The 25,410-nt window shown below is 68.2% G+C and carries 24 protein-coding genes; 13 read left to right on the forward strand and 11 right to left on the reverse strand.

From position 1 onward, the window contains the following. Window positions 1-1,019: 1,019 nt before the first annotated feature. From AC0CH8_RS05095 to AC0CH8_RS05105, 3 genes are all read right to left on the reverse strand, one after another. Window positions 1,020-2,354 carry a sugar transferase gene (locus AC0CH8_RS05095; protein ID WP_465238963.1) on the reverse strand — a complete coding sequence of 445 codons (1,335 nt, stop codon included), beginning with the start codon at window positions 2,352-2,354 and terminating at the stop codon, window positions 1,020-1,022. A gap of 244 nt (window positions 2,355-2,598) precedes the next feature. Beyond that, complete coding sequence (locus AC0CH8_RS05100) at window positions 2,599-2,835, reverse strand: hypothetical protein (RefSeq protein ID WP_465238964.1); 237 nt, start codon at window positions 2,833-2,835, stop codon at window positions 2,599-2,601. Window positions 2,836-2,966: 131 nt separating this feature from the next. Then, window positions 2,967-3,902: a PEPxxWA-CTERM sorting domain-containing protein gene (locus AC0CH8_RS05105; RefSeq protein WP_465238965.1), complete on the reverse strand. Its 936-nt coding sequence runs from the start codon at window positions 3,900-3,902 to the stop codon at window positions 2,967-2,969. A gap of 273 nt (window positions 3,903-4,175) precedes the next feature. Here AC0CH8_RS05105 and AC0CH8_RS05110 point away from each other — a divergent pair, with 273 nt between their 5' ends. The 5 genes from AC0CH8_RS05110 to rfbA all read left to right on the forward strand — a co-directional run bounded on the left by AC0CH8_RS05110 (window position 4,176) and on the right by rfbA (window position 8,268). Further along, a complete protein-coding gene (locus AC0CH8_RS05110) occupies window positions 4,176-4,802 on the forward strand; it encodes a CAP domain-containing protein (protein ID WP_465238966.1) in 627 nt (208 codons plus the stop codon). Between the two features lie 71 nt (window positions 4,803-4,873). Beyond that, on the forward strand, window positions 4,874-5,437 hold the full coding sequence (gene rfbC, locus AC0CH8_RS05115) for a dTDP-4-dehydrorhamnose 3,5-epimerase (protein ID WP_465238967.1): 564 nt from the start codon (window positions 4,874-4,876) through the stop codon (window positions 5,435-5,437). A gap of 10 nt (window positions 5,438-5,447) precedes the next feature. Next, entirely contained in the window at window positions 5,448-6,503 is a 1,056-nt protein-coding gene (gene rfbB / locus AC0CH8_RS05120; protein WP_465238968.1) for a dTDP-glucose 4,6-dehydratase, read from the forward strand. After that, window positions 6,503-7,402: a dTDP-4-dehydrorhamnose reductase gene (gene rfbD, locus AC0CH8_RS05125; protein ID WP_465238969.1), complete on the forward strand. Its 900-nt coding sequence runs from the start codon at window positions 6,503-6,505 to the stop codon at window positions 7,400-7,402. The genes rfbB and rfbD overlap by 1 nt, the downstream gene beginning before the upstream one ends. Further along, on the forward strand, window positions 7,399-8,268 hold the full coding sequence (gene rfbA / locus AC0CH8_RS05130) for a glucose-1-phosphate thymidylyltransferase RfbA (RefSeq protein WP_465238970.1): 870 nt from the start codon (window positions 7,399-7,401) through the stop codon (window positions 8,266-8,268). The genes rfbD and rfbA overlap by 4 nt, the downstream gene beginning before the upstream one ends. A 105-nt stretch (window positions 8,269-8,373) precedes the next feature. On the opposite strand, the gene AC0CH8_RS05135 is transcribed toward rfbA, so the two are convergent. Further along, on the reverse strand, window positions 8,374-8,847 hold the full coding sequence (locus tag AC0CH8_RS05135; protein WP_465238971.1) for a MarR family winged helix-turn-helix transcriptional regulator: 474 nt from the start codon (window positions 8,845-8,847) through the stop codon (window positions 8,374-8,376). A gap of 78 nt (window positions 8,848-8,925) precedes the next feature. On the opposite strand from AC0CH8_RS05135, the gene hppD reads away from it, so the two are divergent. The 3 genes from hppD (at window position 8,926) to maiA (ending at window position 12,200) form a co-directional block, all read left to right on the forward strand. Next, window positions 8,926-10,020, forward strand: a complete 1,095-nt coding sequence (gene hppD, locus AC0CH8_RS05140; protein WP_465238972.1) for a 4-hydroxyphenylpyruvate dioxygenase — start codon at window positions 8,926-8,928, stop codon at window positions 10,018-10,020. Window positions 10,021-10,293: 273 nt separating this feature from the next. Continuing rightward, window positions 10,294-11,571 carry a homogentisate 1,2-dioxygenase gene (gene hmgA, locus AC0CH8_RS05145; RefSeq protein WP_465238973.1) on the forward strand — a complete coding sequence of 426 codons (1,278 nt, stop codon included), beginning with the start codon at window positions 10,294-10,296 and terminating at the stop codon, window positions 11,569-11,571. Next, window positions 11,568-12,200 (forward strand): maleylacetoacetate isomerase, encoded by a 633-nt coding sequence (gene maiA, locus AC0CH8_RS05150; RefSeq protein ID WP_465238974.1) that lies wholly within the window; start codon window positions 11,568-11,570, stop codon window positions 12,198-12,200. The genes hmgA and maiA overlap by 4 nt, the downstream gene beginning before the upstream one ends. 114 nt (window positions 12,201-12,314) lie before the next feature. Here maiA and AC0CH8_RS05155 read toward each other — a convergent pair whose 3' ends face one another. The 4 genes from AC0CH8_RS05155 to AC0CH8_RS05170 form a co-directional block, all read right to left on the reverse strand. Beyond that, window positions 12,315-13,040 carry a CPBP family intramembrane glutamic endopeptidase gene (locus tag AC0CH8_RS05155; RefSeq protein WP_465238975.1) on the reverse strand — a complete coding sequence of 242 codons (726 nt, stop codon included), beginning with the start codon at window positions 13,038-13,040 and terminating at the stop codon, window positions 12,315-12,317. Next, window positions 13,041-14,003 carry a class II fructose-bisphosphatase gene (glpX, locus tag AC0CH8_RS05160; protein ID WP_204195011.1) on the reverse strand — a complete coding sequence of 321 codons (963 nt, stop codon included), beginning with the start codon at window positions 14,001-14,003 and terminating at the stop codon, window positions 13,041-13,043. A 114-nt stretch (window positions 14,004-14,117) separates the two neighbouring features. Further along, window positions 14,118-14,942 carry a 2,3,4,5-tetrahydropyridine-2,6-dicarboxylate N-succinyltransferase gene (gene dapD / locus AC0CH8_RS05165; RefSeq protein ID WP_465238976.1) on the reverse strand — a complete coding sequence of 275 codons (825 nt, stop codon included), beginning with the start codon at window positions 14,940-14,942 and terminating at the stop codon, window positions 14,118-14,120. Beyond that, window positions 14,939-15,604: a pyrimidine 5'-nucleotidase gene (locus tag AC0CH8_RS05170; protein ID WP_465238977.1), complete on the reverse strand. Its 666-nt coding sequence runs from the start codon at window positions 15,602-15,604 to the stop codon at window positions 14,939-14,941. The genes dapD and AC0CH8_RS05170 overlap by 4 nt, the downstream gene beginning before the upstream one ends. Before the next feature lie 317 nt (window positions 15,605-15,921). Here AC0CH8_RS05170 and AC0CH8_RS05175 point away from each other — a divergent pair, with 317 nt between their 5' ends. Together AC0CH8_RS05175 and AC0CH8_RS05180 are read left to right on the forward strand one after the other, a co-directional pair. Then, window positions 15,922-18,213, forward strand: a complete 2,292-nt coding sequence (locus AC0CH8_RS05175) for a S8 family peptidase (protein WP_465238978.1) — start codon at window positions 15,922-15,924, stop codon at window positions 18,211-18,213. 91 nt (window positions 18,214-18,304) lie between these two features. After that, window positions 18,305-19,303 (forward strand): LLM class flavin-dependent oxidoreductase, encoded by a 999-nt coding sequence (locus AC0CH8_RS05180; RefSeq protein WP_465238979.1) that lies wholly within the window; start codon window positions 18,305-18,307, stop codon window positions 19,301-19,303. A 97-nt stretch (window positions 19,304-19,400) separates the two neighbouring features. Here the strand turns inward: AC0CH8_RS05180 and AC0CH8_RS05185 are convergent, their stop codons facing one another. The 3 genes from AC0CH8_RS05185 to AC0CH8_RS05195 all read right to left on the reverse strand — a co-directional run bounded on the left by AC0CH8_RS05185 (window position 19,401) and on the right by AC0CH8_RS05195 (window position 22,050). Continuing rightward, window positions 19,401-20,717 carry a sensor histidine kinase gene (locus tag AC0CH8_RS05185; RefSeq protein WP_465239158.1) on the reverse strand — a complete coding sequence of 439 codons (1,317 nt, stop codon included), beginning with the start codon at window positions 20,715-20,717 and terminating at the stop codon, window positions 19,401-19,403. Window positions 20,718-20,897: 180 nt separating this feature from the next. Further along, the gene (locus AC0CH8_RS05190; RefSeq protein ID WP_465238980.1) at window positions 20,898-21,563 is read right to left on the reverse strand and encodes a response regulator transcription factor; all 666 of its coding nucleotides are present in this window, start codon (window positions 21,561-21,563) and stop codon (window positions 20,898-20,900) included. A gap of 157 nt (window positions 21,564-21,720) precedes the next feature. Then, window positions 21,721-22,050 (reverse strand): PepSY domain-containing protein, encoded by a 330-nt coding sequence (locus tag AC0CH8_RS05195; RefSeq protein ID WP_465238981.1) that lies wholly within the window; start codon window positions 22,048-22,050, stop codon window positions 21,721-21,723. A 96-nt stretch (window positions 22,051-22,146) separates the two neighbouring features. Between AC0CH8_RS05195 and AC0CH8_RS05200 the strand changes: the two genes are divergently transcribed. The 3 genes from AC0CH8_RS05200 (at window position 22,147) to AC0CH8_RS05210 (ending at window position 25,380) form a co-directional block, all read left to right on the forward strand. After that, entirely contained in the window at window positions 22,147-23,922 is a 1,776-nt protein-coding gene (locus tag AC0CH8_RS05200) for an ABC-F family ATP-binding cassette domain-containing protein (RefSeq protein WP_465238982.1), read from the forward strand. A 271-nt stretch (window positions 23,923-24,193) separates the two neighbouring features. Then, window positions 24,194-24,646, forward strand: coding sequence for a hypothetical protein (locus AC0CH8_RS05205; RefSeq protein ID WP_465238983.1), 453 nt, complete (start codon window positions 24,194-24,196; stop codon window positions 24,644-24,646). Next, window positions 24,643-25,380, forward strand: a complete 738-nt coding sequence (locus tag AC0CH8_RS05210) for a TorF family putative porin (protein ID WP_465238984.1) — start codon at window positions 24,643-24,645, stop codon at window positions 25,378-25,380. Before AC0CH8_RS05205 ends, AC0CH8_RS05210 begins: the two co-directional genes overlap by 4 nt. Window positions 25,381-25,410 lie beyond the last annotated feature (30 nt).

Consider the following 25,410-nt stretch of genomic DNA (forward strand, 5'->3'; position numbering starts at 1 on the left):
CATCCCTGTGATTCACGCAGACTTCATGTGTTCCCGCGAAGGCGGGGACCCAGTACTAGGCTCCCGCTTCCGAGGGAGCACGCAGGATGCCGAGCAGATCGCCGCCCGATGCGACGCGATCAGCATCGAACAAGTCAGGGGTGAGAACAGGTGAAAAGGAGCCTGCTTGGAAAACCCGACGACCCGGATACCAGGCGCAGCAGGAGGGTACGCACTTCAAATCACGCTGTGCCGGCGTTCGACACCACAACACCGGAAGCAAACCTCGACAGCGCGCGGAGAGGCTTCGACAAGCCTTGCGCAAGCGGAAGGGGTGGATGACCATCAAGCCAGATGCCCCAAACCCCTGCACAAGCGGATGCTCATCCCCTTGCCTCACGTCATTTGTCCCCGCGAGGCAGGGACCCAGTACTGGGCTCCCGCCTCCGCGGGAGCACACAGGATGCCAGGCAAGTCCCCGCCCCATTCGAACGCGATCAGTATCGAACAGGTCAGAGTGAAAACCGGTGAGATGAAGCCCTGCCGGGAAAACCCGACGATCCAGATGCCCGGCGCAGCAGGACGGGCATTGCAGGCGTTCGAAGCCCGCTAGGCCGACGTTCGACACCACAACCCCGGAAGCAAACCGCGACAGCGCTCGGGGGGGCTTTGACAAGCCTAGCGCAAGCGGCGGGGGTCGACGACCATCAAGCCGCTTGCTCCAGCCCCTGAACAAGTTGGTGCTCATCCCCTTGCCTCACGGCATGTGTCCCCGCTAAGCCGGGGACCCAGTACTGGGCTCCCGGCTCCGCGGGAGCACACAGTATGCCGGGCAAGCCCCGGCCCCAAACGAACGCGATCAGTATCGAACAGGTCAGGCGCGAGAACCGGTGAGATAAAGCCTGCCGGGAAAAGCGAGGATTCAGAATCCCAGCACAGCAGGACGCGTATCATCCAGTTCGAACCAGACGAAAAACCGCGGCAGCGATCACCGCAAGGATCGAGCCCGCCGGCTTACGGGATCAACCATCCCTCAACTCTCAGAACGCGTTGCGATGCACCACGACCTTGGCCGTCGACAGCAGGATGCCGATGTCTCGCCAGAGCGTCCAGCGCTCGAAATATTCGAGGTCCGAGTGCAACCGGTTGATCAGGTCGTCCCGCTTCAACGTCGCACCACGGTGGCCCCGCACCTGCGCCAGTCCCGTGATGCCGGGCTTCAGCGCATGCCGGTGCCAGTACCGCTGATCGACGTCCCAGAATAATTCCAGCCCGGCGAGCGAGCCCAATGCGTGCGGGCGCGGTCCGACCAGGCTCATGTCGCTGCGCAGAACGTTGATCAACTGCGGCAGTTCGTCGAGGCTGGTCGCGCGGATGATCCTGCCGACCCGCGTAATCCGCGTGTCGTTGCGCGCCGTAGACGCGTCGCCGTTCGCGTCGCACGTCTCCGTCCGCATTGACCGAAATTTGTACAGCTCGAACAGCCGGTTGCCACGCCCCAGCCGTTGCTGCTTGAACAGCACCGGCCCGGAGCTGTCGAGCTTGATCGCCAGGGCGATCGCCAGCAGCACCGGCGTCAGCACGACGATTGCCGGCACCGTCAGCACCAGATCCATCGTCCGCTTCATGAAACGGTCGCGCAGGTTCATCACGCCGGTCGACACCTGCATCGTCGGATGACCGTGGAACCGTCCGAGCCGCGTCGCACCCATCTGATCGAATTCCGGCGCCATCACGTGCGCCGGTACATCCGTACCCTTTAGCAGATGCGCCCACTGGGCGCGATCTTCGAGGCGGCAGCAGACGAAGACATAATCCGCGCCGCGGACGATCGAGCCCAGCCGGTTCAGCATCATCGGATCGCGAGGGTCCGGCCGCAGTCCGAACGCATCGGCATCGATCACATGCGCGCCGGGGATCGGATCAATCTCGCAACGGTCGAGGATCACCAGCTCGCTGCGCATCGTCGCAAGCCTGCTCCGCACGCGTCGGTGCAGCAGCCACCGCCCGCCGATCAGGAACATCAGGCTCAGCGCGGATCCGGTGCCGAACACCAGCCGCGACACGACGGAACTCGTCTGAAGGAAAAACGCCACGAACAGGACGAGCGCCAGCGCCTCGAACAGGGCCATGATTGCACGCTGCAACCCGGTGCGCCAGTCTATCAGTGCCTGATTGCCGTACGAGCCGTTGTTGAAAGCAAAGAACAGGAAGATCGGCGCGGTCATCGTCGCCAGCAGAAAACCGTTGGTGTAGGGGGTCGTGGCGCGGAGCATGCCGCCGATCTCGAAGCCGAGGAAAATTGCCATTATGTCGGATACCGCCAGCGCTGCATAATAGCGGTAGCGGCGTGCCTGGCGCGACATCATCGACATCGGCGTTTCCGCACTGTCGATGGGCGTCCCTTCTATAGCACGCGACGCGGCGTTCATCGTCTACATACCCCTGCCCACGGCCCACATGGCGAGTCCGGGATGTCCCTGTACGCTCATCCGGGCCTGTCATCGCGGCTCGAATTGGCCATAGCATTAGCAGATCGTGCCAAAGCTGAACAGCGCAGAGCACTCGTGTATTTTGCAGCGCAGCACGACGCTGCCCCGGCTCATCGTTATTACGGGATCATGCCAGATAGAACCAGGCGGCCGCCGCAGCGACGTATCCGGCCCCGAGTGCCAGATACCCGCCCGCGACCGACAAACGCTGGATCGCTGCCTCGACCCGGTCCGCGCCAATGTCGGGCGACGGCAGACGGAGGTCGGCGCGCATGCGCCGTTCGATCTCCGCCTGAAGGTCGGCGATCTGTCCGCCGGCATCATATTCGGCCGGAACGGCATCGGCCGGTCCCGTGGCGGGCATTGCTCGCGGATCGGGCGCTTGACGCGGTGCCATCATCATCGGTGCCTTCGTAAGGGAAGGCCACGATGACGTGTTAGGGTTGAGCAATCGTTAAGCCGGTGACGTTCCTGCCTTACAGCAGCAAGAGAACGTCAACCGGCGGCCGGTTCCTGAGGCGTGACCGCCCCGACGAACGGCGCCGGTCCCTCGACCGGTGCGGGCGATTCGACGCAGAGGTTGCGGATCGGCCGGAAACCCGCGGGGCTCGTCGCCGTGTGGACGGCGTTGCGAACCGGGGGCACCGTCATCACCGTCCCTGCGGTCAGCACGGCCGGGCAGACGCACAGCATCAGCTTACCCGCCAGACCGGTGCCAGCCGATTGGGCCGCCGCTTGCGTCGCCAGCGTCGCCGCCATGTCGCCCGCAGCGATCGGCGTGGCGCCGGCCCACAATGCGCCGGCAGCGACGACCTGCGGGGCGAGTCCCCGCGCGGTGATGCGGCCGTTGCGCCGATGCCGCAGCCCGGCTCCGAGCAGGCCGAAGCCCAGGATCAGCATCAGCCACACCGACGGTTCCGGCACGGTGCCCACCGGGGGCGTCCCCGGTAGACCGACGGTCGGCTCCGGCGTCGGCGCGACGGTGGGTTCGGGAGTCGGCGCGTCCGTCGGTCCCGGCGTCGGTGCAACGGTCGGCGTAGCGGTCGGAACCACGGTCGGCTCCGGCGTCGGCGTGGGTGTCGGCGGAACGATCACGCCACCACCACCCCCGCCGGGAGCACCGATCGGGGTGAAGCCAGCCGGCACGATCGGAGTCGCGGTCGCGCCACCCGGCGACCCTAGTCCGACGATCGGCTCATCCGGGATGGGCGATGCGAAGCTGACCAGCGGTACGATCGGCGCGCTGATGATGCCGCTGCCGGGCCCGAGAATCGGATCGCAAATGAATTCGCGCGGCGGCATCGATGCACGCACCAGACGTGGCTGTTCGACCGCCCGCTTGGCCGGACGCGCCGCCGCCTTCGGCTTGGGCGCCGTCGCGTGATGGACCGCCCGCTTGGCGGCAGGCACGGTCGCGACCGCCGTCGCCATCAGGGCGGGCGGGCATACGCACAAAGCAGCCTTGGACAAAAGCGACAGGGCCAACCCACATCCTCCCAAACTCGACCATGCGCCGAGCCCTAATATATGTCAAAATCATTCGCCTCCCGTTGCAACGCGCCATGGTGCAAAACGACGCAGACACCTGGGCAAAAACCTGGTTAGAATCACGTTCACCAGCCCTGTTCGCAACGTTTTCAACGGTCCGGTTCCATTCGGGATGCGACGGGAAGCCATTCCGTCGGTCGCAACCACGGAATCGCCATGCCGCTGCTGCCGCTCATCGTCGCCCTGCATGCCTCCTTCACGTCCGTCCTGCCGCTGGAGCAGCGGATGGCGATCGACGTGCTCGCCGAGCTCAACCGGGCCCGGACCGATCCGGTCCGCTATGCCGAGTCGCTGCGGGCGTATCGCGGCTATTATCGCGACCGGGTGATCGTCAGCCCCGCCACCGCCAACCGCTATCTGACGGTCGAGGGGGTCGCCCCCGTCGACGAGGCGATCGAGTTCGTCGTCCGCCACAACCGCCGCGCGCCGCTCTCCCCCGCCGTCGCGCTCGCTGCCGCCGCCAACGATCACCAGGTCGAACAGCAACGCGACGGCGCCGTGGGGCATGACGGTCCGGACGGCAGCACACCCGGCGACCGCGTCCGGCGGCGCGGCGGCGGCCAGTATGTCGGCGAGGTCATCGCCTACGGCTCCGAAGACGCCGCCGATGTGGTGCGACAACTGGTAGTCGACGACGGCGTAGCCGATCGCGGCCACCGCACGCTGATCTTCGACGACAGCATCCGCTACGCCGGCGTCTCGTGCGGCGCGCACCCCGTGTACCGCTACATGTGCGTCATTACCGTCGCGCGAACGAAAGACGGCCGCCCACTTTCTGGCTGAGGACGTTTCTCCGGCGCGCCGGATAGTCTAAGCGTCGCGCGAACGCAGCCATCCGGGGGTATGCCGCACCGATGACCAATCCCGTCCAGTTGATCCGTCCCAAGCGCCACGGCGATGCGCGGGGTTGGTTCATGGAAGTGTACAACGAGCGCACCTTTGCGGAAGCCGGCATCGCGTGCCGGTTCGTGCAGGACAACCACTCGCTGTCGGTGCCCGCGTTCACGCTTCGGGGCCTGCACTTCCAGACCCCGCCGCATGCGCAGGACAAGCTGGTGCGCTGCCTGCGCGGGCGCATCTTCGACGTCGCGGTGGACCTGCGCGCAGGCTCGCCGACCTATGGCCAGTGGGTGGGGGCCGAGCTGTCGGCGGAGAACGGCCACCAGCTGTTCGTCCCCGTCGGCTTCGCGCACGGCTTCCTGACGCTCGAGCCCGATACCGAGGTCGCGTATAAATGCTCCGACCTCTACGCGCCCGAGTGCGACGGCGGCATCGCGTGGGACAGCTGCGGCATCGCCTGGCCCATCCCCGCCGGTACGACGCCGGAGCTCTCGGCCAAGGACGCGGCCCAGCCCGTGCTCGCCGCGTTCGACAGCCCCTTTTCCTATGACGGCCGCCCGCTGGCGCCGCTTTCCTGAGGTCACTTCCATGCGCGTACTCGTCACCGGCGGGGCCGGCTTCATCGGCTCGGCGCTCGTCCGGCACCTCATCGCGGACAGCGACCACGAGGTCCTGAACCTCGACAAGCTCACCTATGCCGGCACGCTGACGACCGTCGAGGCGGTGTCCGACAGCCCGCGCTACCGCTTCGTGCAGGGCGACATCGGCGACGCCGAACTGGTCGCGCAGACGCTGGCCGGGTTCCGCCCCGACGTCATCACGCATCTGGCCGCAGAGAGCCATGTCGACCGCTCAATCGACGGGCCGGGTGCGTTCATCCAGACCAACATCGTCGGCACCTTCACGCTGCTCGATGCCGCGCGCACCTACTGGTCGGGCCTGGACGAGGACGCGCGTGCACGCTTCCGCTTCCACCACATCTCCACCGACGAGGTCTACGGCTCGCTGGGTGACGAGGGGCTGTTCACCGAGGACACGCCCTACGACCCGCGCTCGCCCTATTCGGCGTCCAAGGCAGGCTCCGACCATCTCGTCAGCGCCTGGGGCCACACCTACGGCCTGCCGGTGGTGGTGACCAACTGCTCGAACAATTACGGGCCGTACCACTTCCCCGAGAAGCTCATCCCGCTGATGATCGTCAAGGCGCTCGCGGGCGAGACGCTGCCCGTCTACGGCCGCGGCGCCAACGTGCGCGACTGGCTCTACGTCGAGGATCACGTCCGCGCGCTGCGCGCGGTGTTCGAGCGCGGGCAGCCGGGTCGCAGCTACAATGTCGGCGGCAACAACGAGAAGACCAACCTGTCGGTGGTCGAAACGATCTGCACCATCCTCGACGATCTGCGCCCGCGCGCCGACGGCGAGAGCTACACCAAGCAGATCGGCTTCGTCGCCGACCGCCCCGGCCACGACGCGCGCTATGCGATCGACGCCTCGCGCATCCGCGACGAACTCGGCTGGGAGCCTGCCGAGACGTTCGAGACCGGCATCGCCAGGACGGTGCGCTGGTACCTCGACAACGAGGCGTGGTGGCGCGCGATCGTCGACGAGCGGCAGGCCGACCAGCGCCGCGGCCTCGCCGCTTGATGCGCTCTATCCTCGTCACCGGGGGCGGTGGCCAGCTCGGCACCGCGCTCGCCAAGCATGTCTGGCCCGAAGGGTACCACGTCGTCACCAGCGACGCGGCCGATCTCGACCTGACCGACACCGCCGCCATCTCGGCAAAGGTCGCGGCCGGTCACGATGGCCAGCCCTTCGCCGCGGTGATCAACGGCGCCGCCTACACCGCGGTCGACAAGGCCGAGGACGACCTCGTCACCGCCTGGGCGGTCAACGCGCTGGCGCCCGCCGCGTTCGCTGCGGCCTGCAAGGCGGCGGACATCCCGCTGGTGCAGGTATCGACCGACTATGTCTTTCCGGGCGACAAGGACGGGGCCTGGGAGGTCGACGATGCGGTCGCACCGCCCAACGTCTACGGCGCGTCCAAGCTGGGCGGCGAGCTCGCGGTCCGCACCGGCACCGCGCGCCACGTCATCGTCCGCACCGCGTGGGTCGTGAGCGCGACCGGGCACAACTTCATCAAGACGATGCTGCGCGTCGGCGCGGACCGCCCCACCCTGTCGGTCGTCGCCGACCAGCATGGCAGCCCGACCTCGGCGACCGATCTCGCCGCGGCACTCGCGACGATCGCGGTGCGGCTGGTCGAGGACCCGGACGCGCCCGTCGGCACCTTCCACTTCTCCAACGCCGGCGCGACCAGCTGGGCCGGCTTCGCACAGGAGATCTTCCGGCAGGCGGCCCTGCGCGGTGGCCCCTCCCCCGCCGTCCAGCCGATCGCGACCGCGGACTATCCGACGCCCGCGCGCCGGCCGATGAATTCGCTGCTCGGCCACAGCGCCATCGAACGCGCCTACGGCATCCGCCCGCGCGACTGGCAGGCGGCGCTCTCCGACATCCTCGACGAACTCCTGGGAGTACCCGCATGAAGGGCATCATCCTCGCCGGCGGCTCCGGCACCCGGCTCCACCCCGCGACGCTGGCGATCAACAAGCAGCTGCTGCCGGTCTACGACAAGCCGATGATCTACTATCCGCTGTCGGTGCTGATGCTCGCCGGCATCCGCGACGTGCTGATCATCTCGTCGCCGGAATATCTGCCCAACTACCGCCAGCTGTTCGGCGACGGCTCGCTGCTCGGCCTTACCATCCAGTATGCCGAGCAACCCCGGCCCGAGGGGCTCGCGCAGGCGTTCACGATCGGCGCGGACTTCATCGGCGACGACAACGTTGCGCTGGTGCTCGGCGACAACATCTTCTTCGGCGCGCATCTCACCGACCTGCTCGCCAGCGCCGTCGCACGCACCGAAGGCGCGACCGTCTTCGCCTACCGCGTCGACGATCCGGAGCGCTACGGCGTCGTCGAACTCGACAAGGGCCGCGCCATCAGCCTCGAGGAGAAGCCCGCCGCGCCAAAGTCCAACTACGCGGTCACCGGCCTGTATTTCTACGACAACCGCGTCGTCCAGTTCGCCCGCGACCTGAAACCCTCGCCCCGCGGCGAACTCGAGATCACCGACCTCAACCGCCTCTACATGCAGGCCGGCGACCTGTTCGTCGAACAGATGGGCCGCGGCTATGCCTGGCTCGACACGGGCACCCACGACTCGCTCCTCGAAGCCTCCGAGTTCGTCCGCACCATTCAGCACCGCCAGGGCATCCAGGTCGCCTGCCTCGAGGAAATCGCCTTCCAGCAAGGCTTCATCTCCGCCGATCAGGCACGGTCCAGAGGCGAGGTCTTCAAGAAGACCGCATATGGCAAGGCCATCATCAATGCCGTGAACGAGGGCCGCTGACCTCTCACCGGCTCATCGCCCGAATGAATCATCACGTCCGTCATCCGAGCGGAAGCTGGGATGACGGGTTGAAGTGGTCGCCAGTCATCGCGGGAGCGCACCCACCTACTCTCCCACGCCCACCGGCAACCCCGCCCCCATCCCCGCGACCACCGCATCGATCCGCCGCAACGTCGCGCGAAACGCCTCAAGCTCCCCCGCCTCGAACGCCGCGAAGATCGATCGCTCGACCTCCAGCGCCTTGGGCGCGACATCGGCGTAGAGCGCCCGCCCCGCCGCCGACAGCACCAACAGATGTGAGCGTTTGTCGTCCGGATTTGCCGCCCGTTCCAGCAGCCCCCGCCCGGTCAGCGCGATCGCCGCGCGGCTGACGGTAACCTTGTCCATGCGCGTCCGCGCACCGATCGCCTGCTGGCTGATCCCGTCATGCTCGGCGACCACCGCGATGATCCGCCACTCCGGAATGCGCAGGTCGAACAGCGCGATATAGATCTGCGCCACCGTCTCGCTGACGAGGTTCGACGTATAGGACAGCCGGAACGGCAGGAATTCGTCGAGGCGCAGCGTCGGTTCGTCCATTCCCGAGATCGTAGCATTTGACACCGGTTCCGCAATCCGGCAGCTTGGTATCAATTGATACCGGATTTGGAGCGGACGATGGCGACCTTGGCACCCGAGAACACTTCCCACGAGACCACCGCGACGGCTAACCCACTGGGCCTCGACGGTTTCGAGTTCTGCGAGTTCACCTCGCCCGACCCCGACGCACTCGCCGCGCAGTTCGAGGCGATGGGCTTCGTCGCCGCGCACCGGCATCCGTCCAAGAACGTGGTCCGCTACAAGCAAGGCCGGATCAACCTGCTGCTCAACCGCGAATCGGCCGGCCAGTCCGCCGATTTCCGCGCCGCGCACGGGCCGTCCGCCAGCGGCATGGCGTTCCGCGTCGCCAACCCGCAATCGGCCTACACGCATGCCATCGAGGAAGGCGCGCAGGCCGTCGACGCCGCGCGCGGTACGCTGGGCGACGAGGCCTGCGTGATCGAGGGCATCGGCGGATCGTATCTGTATCTCGTCAAGGCCGGCGCGGACCTCTACGCCGACTGGACGCCGGTCGAGGGTGCCGCCGAGGCGGAGGCCGCGAACAACGTCGGTCTCGACATGCTCGACCACCTGACCCACAATGTCCGTCGCGGCGAAATGCGGACATGGTCCAGCTTCTACGGCCGCCTCTTCGGCTTTCAGGAGCAGAAGTATTTCGACATCAAGGGCAAGGCGACCGGCCTGTTCTCTCAGGCGATGATCGCCCCCGACGGCGCGATCCGCATCCCGCTCAACGAGTCGCAGGACGACAACAGCCAGATCGAGGAGTTCCTCCGCGAATATCAGGGTGAGGGTATCCAGCACCTCGCGCTGACGACCGAGAACATTTTCGACACCGTCGAAAAGCTCCGCGCCCGCGGCGTGCGGTTGCAGGATACGATCGAGACCTATTACGAACTGGTCGACAAGCGCGTCCCCGGCCACGGCGAAGACCTCGACCGCCTGAAGCGCAACCGCATCCTGATCGACGGCAATGTCGGCGACGAGGGCATCCTGCTCCAGATCTTCACCGAGAACATGGTCGGCCCGATCTTCTTCGAGATCATCCAGCGCAAGGGCAATCAGGGCTTCGGCAACGGTAATTTCCAGGCGCTGTTCGAAAGCATCGAACTGGATCAGATCCGGCGCGGCGTGATCCAGGTCGACGCGTAAGCGCCGACCGGACGCCGCGCGCAGGCGCGGCCCGCGCCCGGCCAGCGCAGCGGAGCCGGCGCACAAGGCGCGGCTTCGCCGCGACTGACGCGCCGGCGGGTAGTGGGGAGTGCGCCGCCCAGACCCTCACCCCGCGCTCGCTCACGCGAGCTAACCCCTCTCCCAGAGGGAGAGGGTAAGAAAGCCCCCCTTTCCCTCTCCCCTCGGGAGAGGGAGGGAGGAGCGAAGCGACGGAAGGGTGAGGACGAGACTCCCCATCGGAGGAACCAAGAGATGCCAGACTACATCCCCGGCTTCGCCAACCACATCTCCACCGAGGCCATCCCCGGCGCGCTCCCGATCGGCCGCAACTCGCCCCAGCGGCCGGCATTCGGCCTCTACGCCGAACAGCTCAGCGGTACCGCCTTCACCGCACCCCGGCATGAGAACCGGCGAAGCTGGCTCTACCGCCTCCGGCCCACTGCCGAGCACCCTGCCTATGCCCCCTACGACGGCGCACCGCGCCTCGCCCCCGGCACGACCGCCGCGCCGCTCGCGCCGAACCGCCTGCGTTGGGACCCGATCGCCGACGCCAGTCCCGGCACCGACCTGATCGACGGCATGACGACGATGCTCGCCAACCGCGACCCCGCCGATCTGGAGGGTGTCGCGCTCCACCTCTATGCCGCCGACCGCGACATGACCGACCGCGTGTTCATGAACGCGGACGGCGAGTTGCTGTTCGTGCCGCAGCAGGGCCGCCTCGACCTCCTCACCGAACTCGGCCGGGTCGAGATCGCGCCCGGCCAGATCGCGCTGATCCCGCGCGGCGTCCGGTTCCGCGCGCTGCTGCCGGACGGGGCCACCCGCGGCTATGTCTGCGAGAATCACGGCGCGCTGTTCCGTCTGCCCGACCTCGGCCCGATAGGCGCCAACGGCCTCGCCAATCCACGCGATTTCGAGACGCCGGTCGCGTGGTTCGAGGATCGCGACGAGACCGTTGAGGTCATCCAGAAGTTCATGGGCTCGCTCTGGACGACGACGCTCGACCACAGCCCGCTCGATGTCGTCGCTTGGCACGGCAACCTCGCACCGTGGCGCTACGACCTGTCGCGCTTCAACGCGATCAACACCGTGTCGTTCGACCACCCCGATCCGTCGATCTTCACCGTCCTGACCAGCCCCAGCGACGTACCCGGCCGCGCCAACGCCGACTTCGTCGTCTTCCCGCCGCGCTGGATGGTCGCGGAGGACACGTTCCGTCCGCCCTGGTTCCACCGCAACATCATGTCGGAGGCGATGGGCCTCATCACCGGCGCGTACGATGCCAAGGCGGAGGGGTTCCAGCCCGGCGGCCTGTCACTGCACAACCTGATGGCCGGCCACGGTCCCGATCTCGCCAGCTGGCAGGGTGCGTCCGCCGCCGACCTGAAGCCGCACAAGATCGACGGCACGATGGCCTTCATGCTGGAGAGTTGCTGGCCTTACAAACCCACGACCTTCGCGCTGGAGCACTCGCAGCTCGACTATGACGCGGTCTGGTCCGATTTCCCGAAGGCGAAGCTGCCGTGATCTTGCACGGCTACTGGCGATCCAGCGCCGCCTACCGCGTCCGCATCGCCCTCGCCCTGAAGGGGCTCGCCTACGAACAGGTCAACCACGACCTGCGCACCGGCGCCCAGAGCGCGCCGGACTACGCCGCGCTCAACCCGCAGCATCTGGTGCCCGCACTAAAGGTCGACGGCCTGATCCTGACGCAGAGCCTCGCGATCATCGAATGGCTCGACGAGCGTCATCCGACGCCCGCGCTGCTGCCCCCCGATCCGGACGGTCGTGCGATCGTGCGGGCGATGGCGACGACGATCGGCGCGGACATCCACCCCCTCCACAACCTCCGCATCCTCAAGCGCCTGCGGTCCGACTTCGCGGCGGACGAAGCCGCCGTGAACGCGTGGATCGCGGAATGGATGACCGCCGGTTTCGCCGCACTGGAACCGACGATCGCCCGATACGGCCACGGCTTCGCCTATGGCGACACGCCGACGATCGCGGACTGCTTCCTCGTTCCCCAACTCTATGCCGCCGCACGGTTCGGCGTGGACACGACACCCTATCCCGCATTGTCCGCCGCCGGAGCCAAAGCCGCCGCTCTCCCGCCGTTTGCAGAAGCACATCCCTCCGCCCAGCCCGACGCCGACTGACCAATCTCTCTCCCATTGGGAGAGGGAGGGAGGAGCGAAGCGACGGAAGGGTGAGGACGATCCCGCCATCGGCATCCCGCACCCACGCTCGCCTCTATCCCGAGCGCAGAAACATCACCCTCGCGCTGGAAACAGCATCGGCCGCAGCACCAGCGCGTTGAGGTCGATGACGACATGCACCAGCATCGCCAGCCACAGCTGCCCGATCGCAAGATACAGCATCGTCAGGAACGCCCCGACCAACCCGGTCGCGAGAATACCGGCCCAACCCTGATGCCGGTGCGACGCGCCGAACGCGACCAGCCCGACCGCGAACCCCGCCAGTCCCGATCCCGTCACGATCGCCACCAGCAGCGGCAGCGTCAGCCGAAAGAACAGCTCCTCGCCGACCCCCGCTGCCAGCGACAGCGCCACCGCCCCCGGCCACTCGCCCGCGTCGCGCATCGCCGCCGGCGAGCGATAGCGAATACCTGCCGGCGTGCGTCCTATCCTCCGCAGGACCAGCAGCGCGACAAGCCCCAGCAGCAGCCCGCCGCACAGGCACGACAACAGCCATTCCACATCGCCCGGAGCAGCCTCCCCCGGCAGGCCCAACCGCCACGCCGCCACCTGCAACTCGAACGGCATCGTCACGATCGCATCGCCGTGCCCCATCAGCAGCAACGCCATGACGCTGGTCCAGCCGAAATAGATCGCCGTCCCCGCCGCCCAACCGAACACCGCCCGCTTCCGCGACGTACGCCCGATCAGGTCCGCCAGTTTCGCCGAGAAACCGCGTCCATTCCAAATATTCCAGACGACAAGCCCCAGTATCGCCGCCAGCAGGACCGCCGCCGGCATTTAGCCGAGCCGGTGCTCGCCCTTGACCCAGCGCACCGTGCCGGACGACGCGCGCATCACGACGCTCTCGGTCGTCATCTTGCCCGGCCGCCGCTTCACGCCCGCCAGCAGCGACCCGTCCGTCACGCCCGTCGCCGCGAAGATGCAGTCGCCGCGCGCCAGCTCGGTCAGGTCGTATTGCTTGTCGAGGTCGGTGACGCCCCACTTCGCCGCGCGCGCCCGCTCGTCGTCGTTGCGGAACAGCAGCCGCCCCTTGAACTGCCCGCCGACGCAGCGCAGCGCCGCGCACGCCAGCACGCCCTCCGGCGCGCCGCCCGATCCCATATACACGTCGATCGTCGTCTCCGGGTCGCTCGTCGCGATCACCCCCGCCACGTCGCCGTCGCCGATCAGCATCACGCCACATCCGACCGCGCGCAGTTCCGCGATCATGTCAGCGTGGCGCGGGCGATCGAGCACGCACACGATGATCTCGCGCGGCGACACGCCCTTCGCCTTCGCGACCGCGGTGACGTTCTCGGTCGGCGAACGATCAAGGTCGATGATCCCCGCCGGATAGCCCGGCCCCACTGCGATCTTGTCCATGTACACGTCGGGCGCATTGAGCAGCCCGCCCTTCTCGGCGATCGCCAGCACCGCAAGGCTGTTCGGCCCCGCGGTCGCGCAGATCGTCGTTCCCTCCAGCGGGTCGAGCGCGATGTCGATGGCGGGGCCGGTGCCGGTGCCGACCTTCTCGCCGATGAACAGCATCGGCGCCTCGTCGCGCTCGCCCTCGCCGATCACCACGGTGCCGTCCATGTCGAGCTCGTTGAGCGCGGCGCGCATCGCCTCGACCGCCGCGGCATCCGCCGCCTTCTCGTCGCCGCGCCCGGTCAGCGTCGACGCCGCGACCGCGGCCGCCTCCGTCACGCGCACCATTTCCAGCACGAGGACTCGATCGAGGACGTTGCTGCTATCGGTCATGACGGTCTCCGGAGGCGCGTTGAACACGTTAAACGCTGGATACGCCTTGGACGGTCCGGGAGCAACCGCACATATTTCCTCCCCTCCCTCTTAGGAAGGGGAGGAAAGCCTTCCTCAATCCCGCAGCAGCTCGTTGATGCTCGTCTTCGACCGCGTCTGCGCATCCACCCGCTTGACGATCACCGCGCAATACAGCCCCGGCTTCCCGTCGCCACCGCCCAGCGTCCCCGGCACGACCACCGCATAGGGCGGCACCTCGCCCTTCATCACGTCGCCGGTCTCGCGATCGACGATCTTGGTCGACGCGCCCAGATACACGCCCATCGACAGCACCGCCCCTTCGCCGACGCGCACGCCCTCCGCCACTTCCGCGCGCGCACCGATGAACGCGCCGTCGCCGATGATGACGGGATCGGCCTGCAACGGCTCCAGCACGCCGCCGATGCCGGCCCCGCCCGACAGATGCACGTTCTTCCCGATCTGCGCACAGCTGCCGACCGTCGCCCAGGTGTCGACCATCGTGCCCTCGCCGACATGCGCGCCGATATTGACGAAACTCGGCATCAGGATCGCACCCTTGCCGACGAACGCGCCACGTCGCACCACGCTGCCCGGCACCGCGCGAAAACCAGCGGCGCGGAACGCGTCCTCGCCCCAGCCGGCGAACTTCGACGGCACCTTGTCGAACCCCGGCAACTCGCCCGCGCCGCCGCCCATCACGACATTGTCGTTCAGCCGGAACGACAGCAACACCGCCTTCTTCAGCCACTGATTGACGCGCCAGCCGCCCTGCCCGTCCGGCTCCGCCACGCGCGCCTCGCCCCGGTCGAGCAGCGCCAGCGCCGCCTCCACGGCATCCCGCACCTCACCCTTCGTGTCGAAACTCAACGAGGCGCGGTCGTCCCAGGCGGCGTCGATCGTCTGCGAAAGGTCGGTCATGCGGTCTCCAGAATGGATTCGAGCCACGGCGCCAGCTCGTGGACGTGATAGTCGATATAGCTGCGGTCGATGTCCGGATGCTGTTCCGATCCGTTGTCGACCCACACCGTCGTCATCCCGATCGCCTTGGCGGGCTTCAGGTTGCGCGCCATGTCTTCGACGAACAGCGACCCATGCGGGTCGAGGCCGAACGTGTCGCACAGCCCGGCATAGGCGGCGGGGTTCGGCTTCGGCACCAGCCCCATCGCGCGGATGTCGTGCACCGCCTCGAAACTGTCCCCCAAGCCCAGCCGCTCCAGCACCCTCAGCGCATAGGGCGTGTCGCCGTTGGTGAAGACCAGCTTTCTTCCCGGCAGCCGCGCGATCGCCGCCGCCAGCGGCGCATCATGCTCCAGCACGTCCATCTCGATGTCGTGGACATGATCCAGGAACGCGTGCGGATCGACGTCATGCTCCGCCATCAGCCCGGCCAGCGTCGTGCCGTGATCGATGAAATACTGCTTCTGCACCCGCCGCGCCGCGACCGGGTCCAGCCCCAACAGGTCGCCGACGAACTGCGTCATCCGCACGTCGATCTTTGCGAACAGATCGCACCGCGCCGGGTACAGCGTGTTATCGAGATCGAAGATCCAGTTGCGGATCGAAGAGAGCGGCCCACCCATCGCCGCCGCCTCTACGGTCGCCCGCGCCGGGCGGCAATGGGGAGCGCCGAACCTTCCACTCCGTCATGCCGGGCTCGTCCCGACATCGACGGCTCCACGAGCCAGTATTCGGATGGCTCGACCACCGGTGGATGCCCGGACAAGCCCGGCATGACCGACGTTCGACGGCCAGCCCCGCGCCCATCATTCGCGGCGTCAAAACAACCACTCCCGCCGCCGTCACATTTGGTTAACGCCTGCATGGCATTCCGGCCGCCAGCGTTTTACGAAGGACGAGTATGCGTAGCGGCAAGCCCACCCTCCTGACGGCGGCCGCCATGACGGTGCCCCTGTGGCTCGCCGCCTGTGGCGGAGGCGGAGGCGGTGTCGCCAGCACCCCCACGCCGCCGATCGCCACGCCAGCGCCGACGCCCGCTCCAACTCCAGCGCCGACTCCGGCTCCTACCCCGGCACCCACGCCCGCTCCGTCTCCTGCACCGACGCCGCCCACCAACCCGGATGGTACCGAATATCGCGCCACCGTCGGCGCGGTGTCGATGAACGCGCTCGCCGCCTATCAGCGTGCGGCGACGGGGGCCGGTATCGGCATCGCCGTCATCGACACCGGCATCGACCTGCAAAGCGCGGAGTTCGGCGACCGCCTGTCGCCGGCATCGACCGACGTTGCCGGCAACGCCTCGATCGACGATGTCGACGGCCACGGCACCGCCGTCGCCTTCACCGCCGCCGGTCGGCGCAACGGCACCGGCACCCACGGCGTCGCCTTCGATGCGACCGTCATCGCCCTTCGCGCCGATCGCCCGGGTTCCTGCACCGGCACCACCGACGCCAACGGCGACGACCCCTGCCGCTTCGATTCGGACGCGCTCGCCCGCGGCATCGACACCGCGCGCACGGCCGGCGCCCGCGTCATCAACATCTCGCTCGGCAGTTCGGCGATGCCGCAGACCGTGCAGCAGGCGCTGGCGCGCGCGACCCAGGCGGGCATCGTCGTCGTGCTGTCCGCGGGCAACGACGGTGCCGCCGATCCCGACGGCTTCGCCGCCATCGCCGACACGGCATCCGTATCCCGCAATCAGGTCATCATCGCCGGCTGGGTCGATGCCGCCGACCGGATCGACGACGACAGCAACCGCGCCGGCGCCAGCCCGACGCATTATCTGGCGGCTGTCGGTACCCGCGTCCAGGCACCGGACCAGAACGGCACCGTCCAGCTCTGGTCGGGCAGTTCCTTCGCCGCACCGCAGATCGCCGGCGCGGTGGCGTTGCTGGCGCAGGCATTCCCCAACCTCACCGGCGCGCAAATCGTCGACCTGCTGCTCACCACCGCGCGCGATGCCGGCGCGGCGGGCACCGACTCCACCTATGGCCGCGGCGTCCTCGACCTGACCCGCGCGTTCCAGCCGGTCGGCACGACCTCGATCGCCGGAACACGGCTCGCGACCGGCGGTACCGCTTCACTGTCCGCGCCGATGGGCGACGCCGCGATCACGCCGATGGGCGCGGTGATCCTCGACGGCTATGGCCGGGCCTTCGCCGCCGAACTCGCGCAGACGATCCAGCGCACCGGGCCGCTGCGCCCGCTCGGCGGCTCGCTGCTGTCGTCCGGTCGCCACGTCGCCTTCGCCACGGGCCAGACCACGGCGTCGCTGACGCTCAGCCCGACCCGAAACGGCGGCGTCGCGACCGATCGACTCGCCCTGTCGCAGGGCGATGCCACCACCGCCCGCGCCATCGCCGGCACCGTCACGCAGCGGCTCAGCAAGGACCTGTCGTTCGGCATCGGCCTGTCGCAAGGGTCGGCGGGCCTGTCCGCGCAACTCGCCGGCAGCGCGGACCCCGCCTTCATGATCGCCTCCGCCGATGGGCTGGGGTTCGAGGGTGGAGCCCGCTCCGCCACCGCCGTGCGCCAGCGGTTGGGCGCGTTCGGCGTGACGATGGCGATCGAGAACGGCCGCGTCGTGTCCCGCCGCGACGCGCTTCTCCCCGCGCTCAGTGGCTGGCAGCGTTCGGGCTTCGACCGCGCGTCGCTTGCTCTCGACCGGACGCTTGGGCCGGTGACGGCGCGCCTGACCGGCTCCCGCCTTACCGAGGATGCGACCATACTCGGCGCGCGGTTCGACCCCAGCTTCGGCGGCGCGACCGCGACCAGCTGGTTTCTCGATGCCGGCGCCCGCCTGAACGCCGGCGACTGGACGCTCGGCGGCAGCCTGCGTCGCGGCTGGACCCGCGCGGCGCTGCACGGCGGGCTCGGCGGCGGCGGCGTTCTGCGCACCGGCGCCTTCGCCGCGGATATCGGCAAGAACGGCCTGTTCGGCGGCGACAGCGTCGGCCTGCGCATCGCCCAGCCGCTCCGCGTCGCGTCCGGGGGCATCGACCTCGCCCTGCCGACCTTCTACGATTACGCGACCAGCGCCGTCACCGCCTGGACCACGCAGCGCATGACACTCGCCCCCTCGGGCCGCGAAGTCGATGTCGAGGCGCGCTACTCCCGCCCCTTCGCGGGTGGCGATCTACAGGCGAACCTCTACTGGCGTCGCGACCCCGGCAACATCGCGGCGCTTCCCGACGATCGGGGCGTCGCACTCCGCTACGCGCTGGGCTTCTGATCCCGAAGCCGCTCTCGACGCACCCGATCTAAACCCGCGCAAACCAAAACCTCACTGGCGCGTGTCGGCTCCCGCCCCCATCTCCAACATCATGACCCAGTTATCCTTTCTCGATCTCGTTCCCGTCGTCGAAGGCGGCACCGTGTCGGATGCGCTCGCCCGCGCCGCCGATCTGGCCGCGCATGCGGAGGCGACCGGCTTCACGCGCTACTGGGTTGCGGAGCATCACGGCATGACCGGCATCGCGTCGGCCGCGACCTCGGTCGTCATCGCGCATGTCGCCGCCGCCACAAAATCTATCCGTGTCGGCGCAGGCGGCATCATGCTCCCCAACCACTCGCCGCTCGTGATCGCGGAACAGTTCGGCACGCTCGACGCGCTCTATCCGGGCCGCGTCGATCTCGGCCTCGGCCGCGCGCCCGGCAGCGACCAGCGCGTCGCCCGCGCGATCCGCCGCTCCCTCGACAGCGATCCCAACGCCTTCCCGCAGGATGTGCTGGAGCTACAAAGCTATTTTGCGAATGACGGCCAGACCGGCATCGTCGCGACACCCGGCGCGGGCGCCGATGTGAAGCTGTGGATCCTCGGCTCCAGCCTCTACGGCGCGCAGGTCGCCGCCGCGCTCGGCCTGCCCTACGCCTTCGCCTCGCATTTCGCGCCGGACGCGCTGGATCAGGCGCTCGCCGTCTACCGCCGCGACTTCCGCCCCTCCGCGCACCTCGCCAAGCCTTATGCGATGGCCGGATTCAACGTCTTCGCCGCCGATACCGAGGAGGAGGCGCAATTGATCGCGACCTCGCAACAGCAATCCTTCGTCCGCCTGCGCACCGGCAACCCCGGCCAGCTTCCGCCCCCCGTCGCCGGCTATCGCGGCAGCCTGGGTCCGCAGGGTGCGGCGATGCTCGACAACGTGCTCAGCTGCTCGGCGATCGGCACCCCCGCCACCGTCGCCCGCGGCCTCGCCGCCTTCGTCGAGCGGACCGGCGTCGACGAAGTCATGGTCACCAGTGCCATCTACGACCAAGCGGCCCGCAAACGCAGCCTGACCCTCACCGCCGAAGCCGCGCGCGACGTAAAACTGGCGGCCTGACCTTCCAAGCGCCCTCCCCTGCAAGCGGAGGGTTGGGGTGAGATACAACCTTGGCAACGTCGGCTGCGAACCGGCACACCCCGCCGCCGTGCATGCCTCAGGCCACCGTACCCGCCGCCGGCAAGCGCAAGCGCACCATCAACCCGCCAAGGTCCTCGCTCTCCTCCAGCGACACCGTCCCCTCATAGATCTCCGCGACATCGCGAACGATCGCCATGCCCAGCCCGGTGCCCGGCTTGCCGGTATCCAGCCGCACGCCGCGATCGAAGATGCGAACCCGCTCCTCCTCCGGGATACCCCGGCCGTCGTCCTCGATCAGGAACTCGACGAAGCCCGCCTGCGCGCCGACCGTCACGAACACGCTGCCGCCACCATATTTCGCGGCGTTCTCGATCAGGTTGCCCAGCATCTCGTCCAGATCCTGTCGCTCGACATGCACTGACAAATCGCGCGGGCCGGTCACGTCGATGCGGACGTGCCGGTACAGCCGCGCCACCGCCCGCTCCACGGATTCGAGGCTGGGCCAGACATCCGCCCGGCTGTGCGCCGATCCGCGCCGCCCCACCGCCCGTGCCCGCGCCAGATGATGATCCACCTGCCGCCGCATCGTCCGCGCCTCGCGCACCACCGTCTCCGCCAGATCGTCGGCATTGGCGGTCGCGGCGTTCATGATGACGGTCAGCGGCGTCTTGAGCGCATGCGCGAGGTTCCCCGCATGCCGTCGCGCCTCCTCCGCCTGCTTCTCGTTATGCTCGACCAGCGCATTCAGCTCCTCGACCATCGGCGCGACCTCGATCGGCATCTCGCCCTCGACGCGGCTGGCATGGCCACCCCGCATCCGCGCGATCTCCAGCCGCACGCGCCGCAGCGGCAGCAGCCCGTAAAAGGTCTGGAGCGCCGCCAGCACCAGCAGCCCGAGCGCCAGCAGCGCGAACGACCGCACCAGCGTCCGCCGCAGCGTTGTGATCTGCGCATCCAGCCCGTCGCGCGCCTGCGCCACCTGAAACCGCCAGCGCACCGGCGACCCCGGCAGTTGCACGTCGCGCTCGACCACGCGCAGCCGCTCCGTCCCGAACTGCCGGCTGTCATAGGAATGCACGCTGCGATCGGTATGCGCCGAACCGTACGCCAGCCTTCGGTCCCACAGCGATCGCGACGGGAACGACTCGCGCCCCTTCGCCGACACCTGCCAGTACAGCCCCGATCCCGGCTCCAGGAACCGCTGGTCCGCCGCCTCGCGGGTGAAACTGACCTCGCCGGCATCGTCGATCTCGGCCGACACGATCATCGCCGTCATCACATATTCGAGCTGGTCGTCGAAATTGCGCGTCACCGCCGACACCAGCACCCGGTCGAGCGCGAAGCCCCCGCCCGCCAGCAGCAGCGTGATCCACGCCGCGGCGATCAGGATCATCCGCCGCGACAGCGACCCCGTGCCTTTGGACACGGCGGATGATGGTTCCGTCGTCACGCCGCGTCACTCCACCCCGGCGCGCGCCGGGGTCCGGTCGCACCGGTCACGACGCGACGCGGCTCCGCTCCACCAGCCGTGCTGCGCCGGGTCGGGGAGCAAGAAAGCGGCACCGCACCAACATCACGCGTCGGGATCTTCCAGACTATAGCCCAGCCCACGGATCGTCGTGATGACGTCCTGTCCCAGCTTCTTGCGGATACGCGTCACGAACACCTCGATCGTGTTCGAATCGCGATCGAAATCCTGATCGTAGATATGCTCGATCAGTTCGGTCCGGCTGACGACCTTGCCCTTGTGATGCAGCAGGTAGCTGAGCAGCTTGTATTCCTGCGCGGTCAGCTTCACCGGCTCGCCGGCGCGCGTGACCTTGCCCGACCGCGTGTCGAGCCGCACGTCGCCCGCCGTCAGTTCGGAAGAGGCATTGCCCGATGCGCGCCGGATCAGCGCCCGCAACCGCGCGATCAGTTCCTCGGTCTGGAACGGCTTGGCGACGTAATCGTCCGCGCCCGCATCCAGTCCCGCCACCTTGTCGGACCAGCTGTCACGCGCGGTCAGCACCAGCACGGGCGTCGTCTTGCCCTCCTTGCGCCAGCGATCGAGCACGGTCAGCCCGTCGATCTCCGGCAGCCCCAGGTCGAGCACGATCGCATCGTAACTCTCGGTCTGCCCCAGAAACAGCCCCTCCTCGCCATCGACCGCCAGGTCGATCGCATAGCCCGCGCCTTCCAGCGTGTTCTTCAGCTGCTGGCCGAGATTGGGTTCGTCCTCGACGATCAGAACGCGCATCGTGTGTCAGCTCCCCTAAACGGATATGATCTGCGCTAGCACGGGTGCCGGACGCGGGCAAAAACGCTTAGGCGGGCCCCGCTGTCGCGCTGGTGAACGAATCTTCTCCCACCTTCTCCCCTCCCTTGCAGGAAGGGGAGCAAGAAGAAGCAGCCCCCTACTTCCCCGTCCGGCCGATTACCTGACCCGAACGCCCATCGACATCCACCCAGATCACCCGCCCGTCGCGCAGGAACTTCAGCGTGTATACGCTGCTGCCGCCGTCGAACTCGAATCCCAGATATTGCGCACCCGGCATCGTCGGCACCACGCGCCGCTCGATCTCGCGCAGGGGCATCAGCTTGCCCGTGCGGCGGCCGTCGAACGCCTTCATCTGGTCGCCGCGCTGGCCCCCCGGCACGGCGGCGGGGGCCAGCGCAGGAACGGGCGAAGCCGCCGCAAGAGGCGCCGCCATCACGAGAATCATCAGGGCGACGGGCATCTTCATGTGGCAACCCCTATTCGCCCCGCATTGAACACGTTGTGAATGGCAGGACAAGCTTCGGGTTGCGCACCCCCGCCCCGACCCCCTAGTCGGCGGCGCATGGCCGCACCCATCCTCTCCTTCGAAGACCTCGGCATCGTTCAGGGCTCCGGCTGGCTCTTCCGCCACCTCGACATCCATATCGGCCAGCGCGACCGGCTCGCGCTGATCGGCCGCAACGGCGCGGGCAAGTCGACGCTGCTGCGCCTGATCGCCGGCAGCATCGACGCCGACGAGGGGCGGCGCATGGTCGTCCCCGGCACCCGCGTCGTGATGCTGGAACAGGATCCCGACGTGTCCCGCTTCGCCACGTTGCGCGATTACGTCTCCGCGGGCGACGACGCGCCGCTCGGGCATGAGGCGGAGGCGATCGCCGACCAGCTCGGCATCGATCTCGACCGGGAGGCGAAGTCCGCATCGGGCGGCGAGCGTCGCCGCGCCGCCATCGTCCGAGCGCTGGCGCTGGAACCCGACGTGCTGCTGCTCGACGAGCCGACCAACCATCTCGACGTCGCCGCGATCGAATGGCTCGAACAATGGCTCGGCCGCTACACCGGCGCGTTCGTCGTCATCAGCCACGACCGCACCTTCCTGACCCGCCTGACGCGCCAGACGCTGTGGCTGGAACGCGGCAGCGTCCGCCGTGCGGAGATCGGCTTCGGCGGGTTCGAGGCGTGGACCGAGCAGGTCTTCGCGGAGGAACAGCGCAACGCCGAGCGCCTCGATGCCAAGCTCAAGATCGAGGAGCATTGGCTCTTGCGCGGCGTCACCGGCCGCCGCCGCCGCAATCAGGGCCGCCTGGCGAAGCTCAAGGAGATGCGCGCCACCCGCGCCGCGATGATCGGGCCGCAGGGGACCGCCGCGCTCGCGGTCGGCACCGACGACGTGAAGACGAAGGTCGTGATCGACGTCGGCCACGTCTCGAAATCGTTCGGCGACCGCGTCATCATCCGTGACCTCAACCTGCGCGTTACCCGCGGCGACCGCATCGGCATCGTCGGCGCCAACGGTGCGGGCAAGTCGACGTTGCTCAAGCTGCTGACCGGCGAGATCGAGCCCGACAGCGGCAGCGTGAAGCTGGCAAAGACCCTCGACGGCATCGTCATCGATCAGCAGCGGTCGCTGATGGCCCCGGAAAAGACCGTTCGCGACGTGCTGGCGGACGGTGGCGAGTGGATCGACGTGCTCGGCGTGCGCAAGCACGTCCACGGCTATCTCAAGGAATTCCTGTTCGATCCCAGCCTGATCGACGCCAAGGTCGGCACGCTGTCGGGCGGCGAACGCTCGCGGCTCCTGTTGGCCCGCGAATTCGCGCGCCCGTCGAACCTTTTGGTGCTCGACGAACCCACCAACGACCTCGATCTCGAAACGCTCGACCTGTTGCAGGAGGTGATCGGCGATTACGACGGCACCGTCCTGATCGTCAGCCACGACCGCGACTTCCTCGACCGCACCGTCACCGTCACGCTCGGGCTGGATGGCAGCGGCACCGTCGATGTCGTCGCCGGCGGCTACGAGGATTGGGAAAAGCGCCGCCGCCCCCGCGCCGATGCGAAGAAACCCAAGGCCGCCGCCGCTCCCCCGCCACCACCCGCACCGTCGAAGAAGCTCACCTACAAGGACCAGCGCGACTACGACCTGCTCCCCACCCGCATCGAGGAGCTCGACCGCCAGATCGCCCGCGACGAGGCGCTGCTCGCCGATCCCGATATGTATACCAGGAATCACGCCCGCTTCGCTGCCCTGACCGCCGCCGTCGACAAGGCCCGCGCGGAGAAGGACGCGGCCGAAATGCGCTGGCTGGAACTGGCCGAAATGGTCGAGGGCCTGGGCTGATCCTGATCGACGGGAGAGCTTGGCTAATCCTGCTCCCCTTCCCTCGGGGAGGGGTTGGGGGACGGCGTCTCCCCGCGCGCGACATCGACCGCAGAATCCCGCCGACGCCCCGGCCCGACCCAGCCCCGGATCGCCGCAACAACCCTCGCCGGGCCCCGAAAAACGTGCATTTCCGGCAACAATTCGGCCGGTCGGTCATTGGATATATACGGCCGCACCGGTCGCAACGTCACCGACCAGTATGGGTCGGGACACCGTACAGGAGATGATGATGACCTACCTTTTGGCGACCGGGTTGATGCTCGGCCTCGCCTCCGCAACGATACCCGCAGCGACCATCGACCACTCGACCACGATCGATCATCGCACCGGACCGATCGACGCCCGCTATCGCGGCACCGTCGCGGTCGAACATAAGCAGGTGGGCTCGATCGCGCCTCCCGGTCGCGCCTCGACGCTGCGCTGCATGTGGTCTGCCAACATGATCGTCGACCGGCACGCGACCGCCGCCACCGGCACCACGATGATGCGCAACATCGTCCGCGACAACGTCGTCTCCGGCAGCCGGCCGGGCTGGTGCGATACGCACCGTGGCAGCATCGCGAAGGAAGTTGCTGCAAAGGTGAAGGATATGGACTCCCATGTCGTCGCCGTCGCGCAGGAAGATCACGATGTTCTGCGCGCCGAACTCGACCGGGCGCATGGCGAGACCCGCACCGGATGAAGCCCTGTTCGTTGATCGCCGGTGCCGCTCTCGCGGCGGCATCGGCCCTGCCCGCCCATGCCCAGACCGGCCTGTCCGCCGGCGTAGAAGCCGCCACCGACGAAGCCCGCCGCGGCCTGAGCTGGAGCGAAAATCGCGGCGTCCTCTCCGCCGATGCCGCCGCCAGCCTCGGCCCGGTCGACGCGTCCGCCCGTGTCGTAACGACGCGCGGTTCGTCCCGCCACGGCGATGCCGATGCGGTCGCCGATATCGGCCTCGGCACGGGCTGGGACCTCGGCGCGATCCGCGTTCGCGCCGGCGGTACCGCCCACCTGTTTGCCGGCGCACGCGGCAAGATGGATTACGGAGAGGTCGGCGCCTCCGCCAGCTTCACCTTCGGTCCGCTGCAACTCACCGGCGGGGCCGACTACGCCCCCTCGCAGGACGCGATCGGCGGCGACAATCTGTTCGTCTACGCCGTGGTCAACGCCGGCATCCCGGCCACGCCGTTTACGCTGGTCGCCGATATCGGCCATTCAACCGGCGACGTGAACGATCCCGTCCGCGCCCAGCGGCTCCGCCCCGGCGGCGATTACAGCAACTGGCGGCTCGGGGTCGAACACCGCACCGGCCCGCTGACGCTGGCGCTCGACTATATCGGCACCGACGTGAACCGGCGCGACGCTTTCGGCCCGTTCGCGGACGCGCGCCACGCCGGCGACCGCATCGTCGGCCGGGTCCGCTTCGGCCTCTGAAGGGTCCGCTGTCCTACACGGGCACCCTGG

The organism is Sphingomonas sp. AC435 (assembly GCF_979253005.1).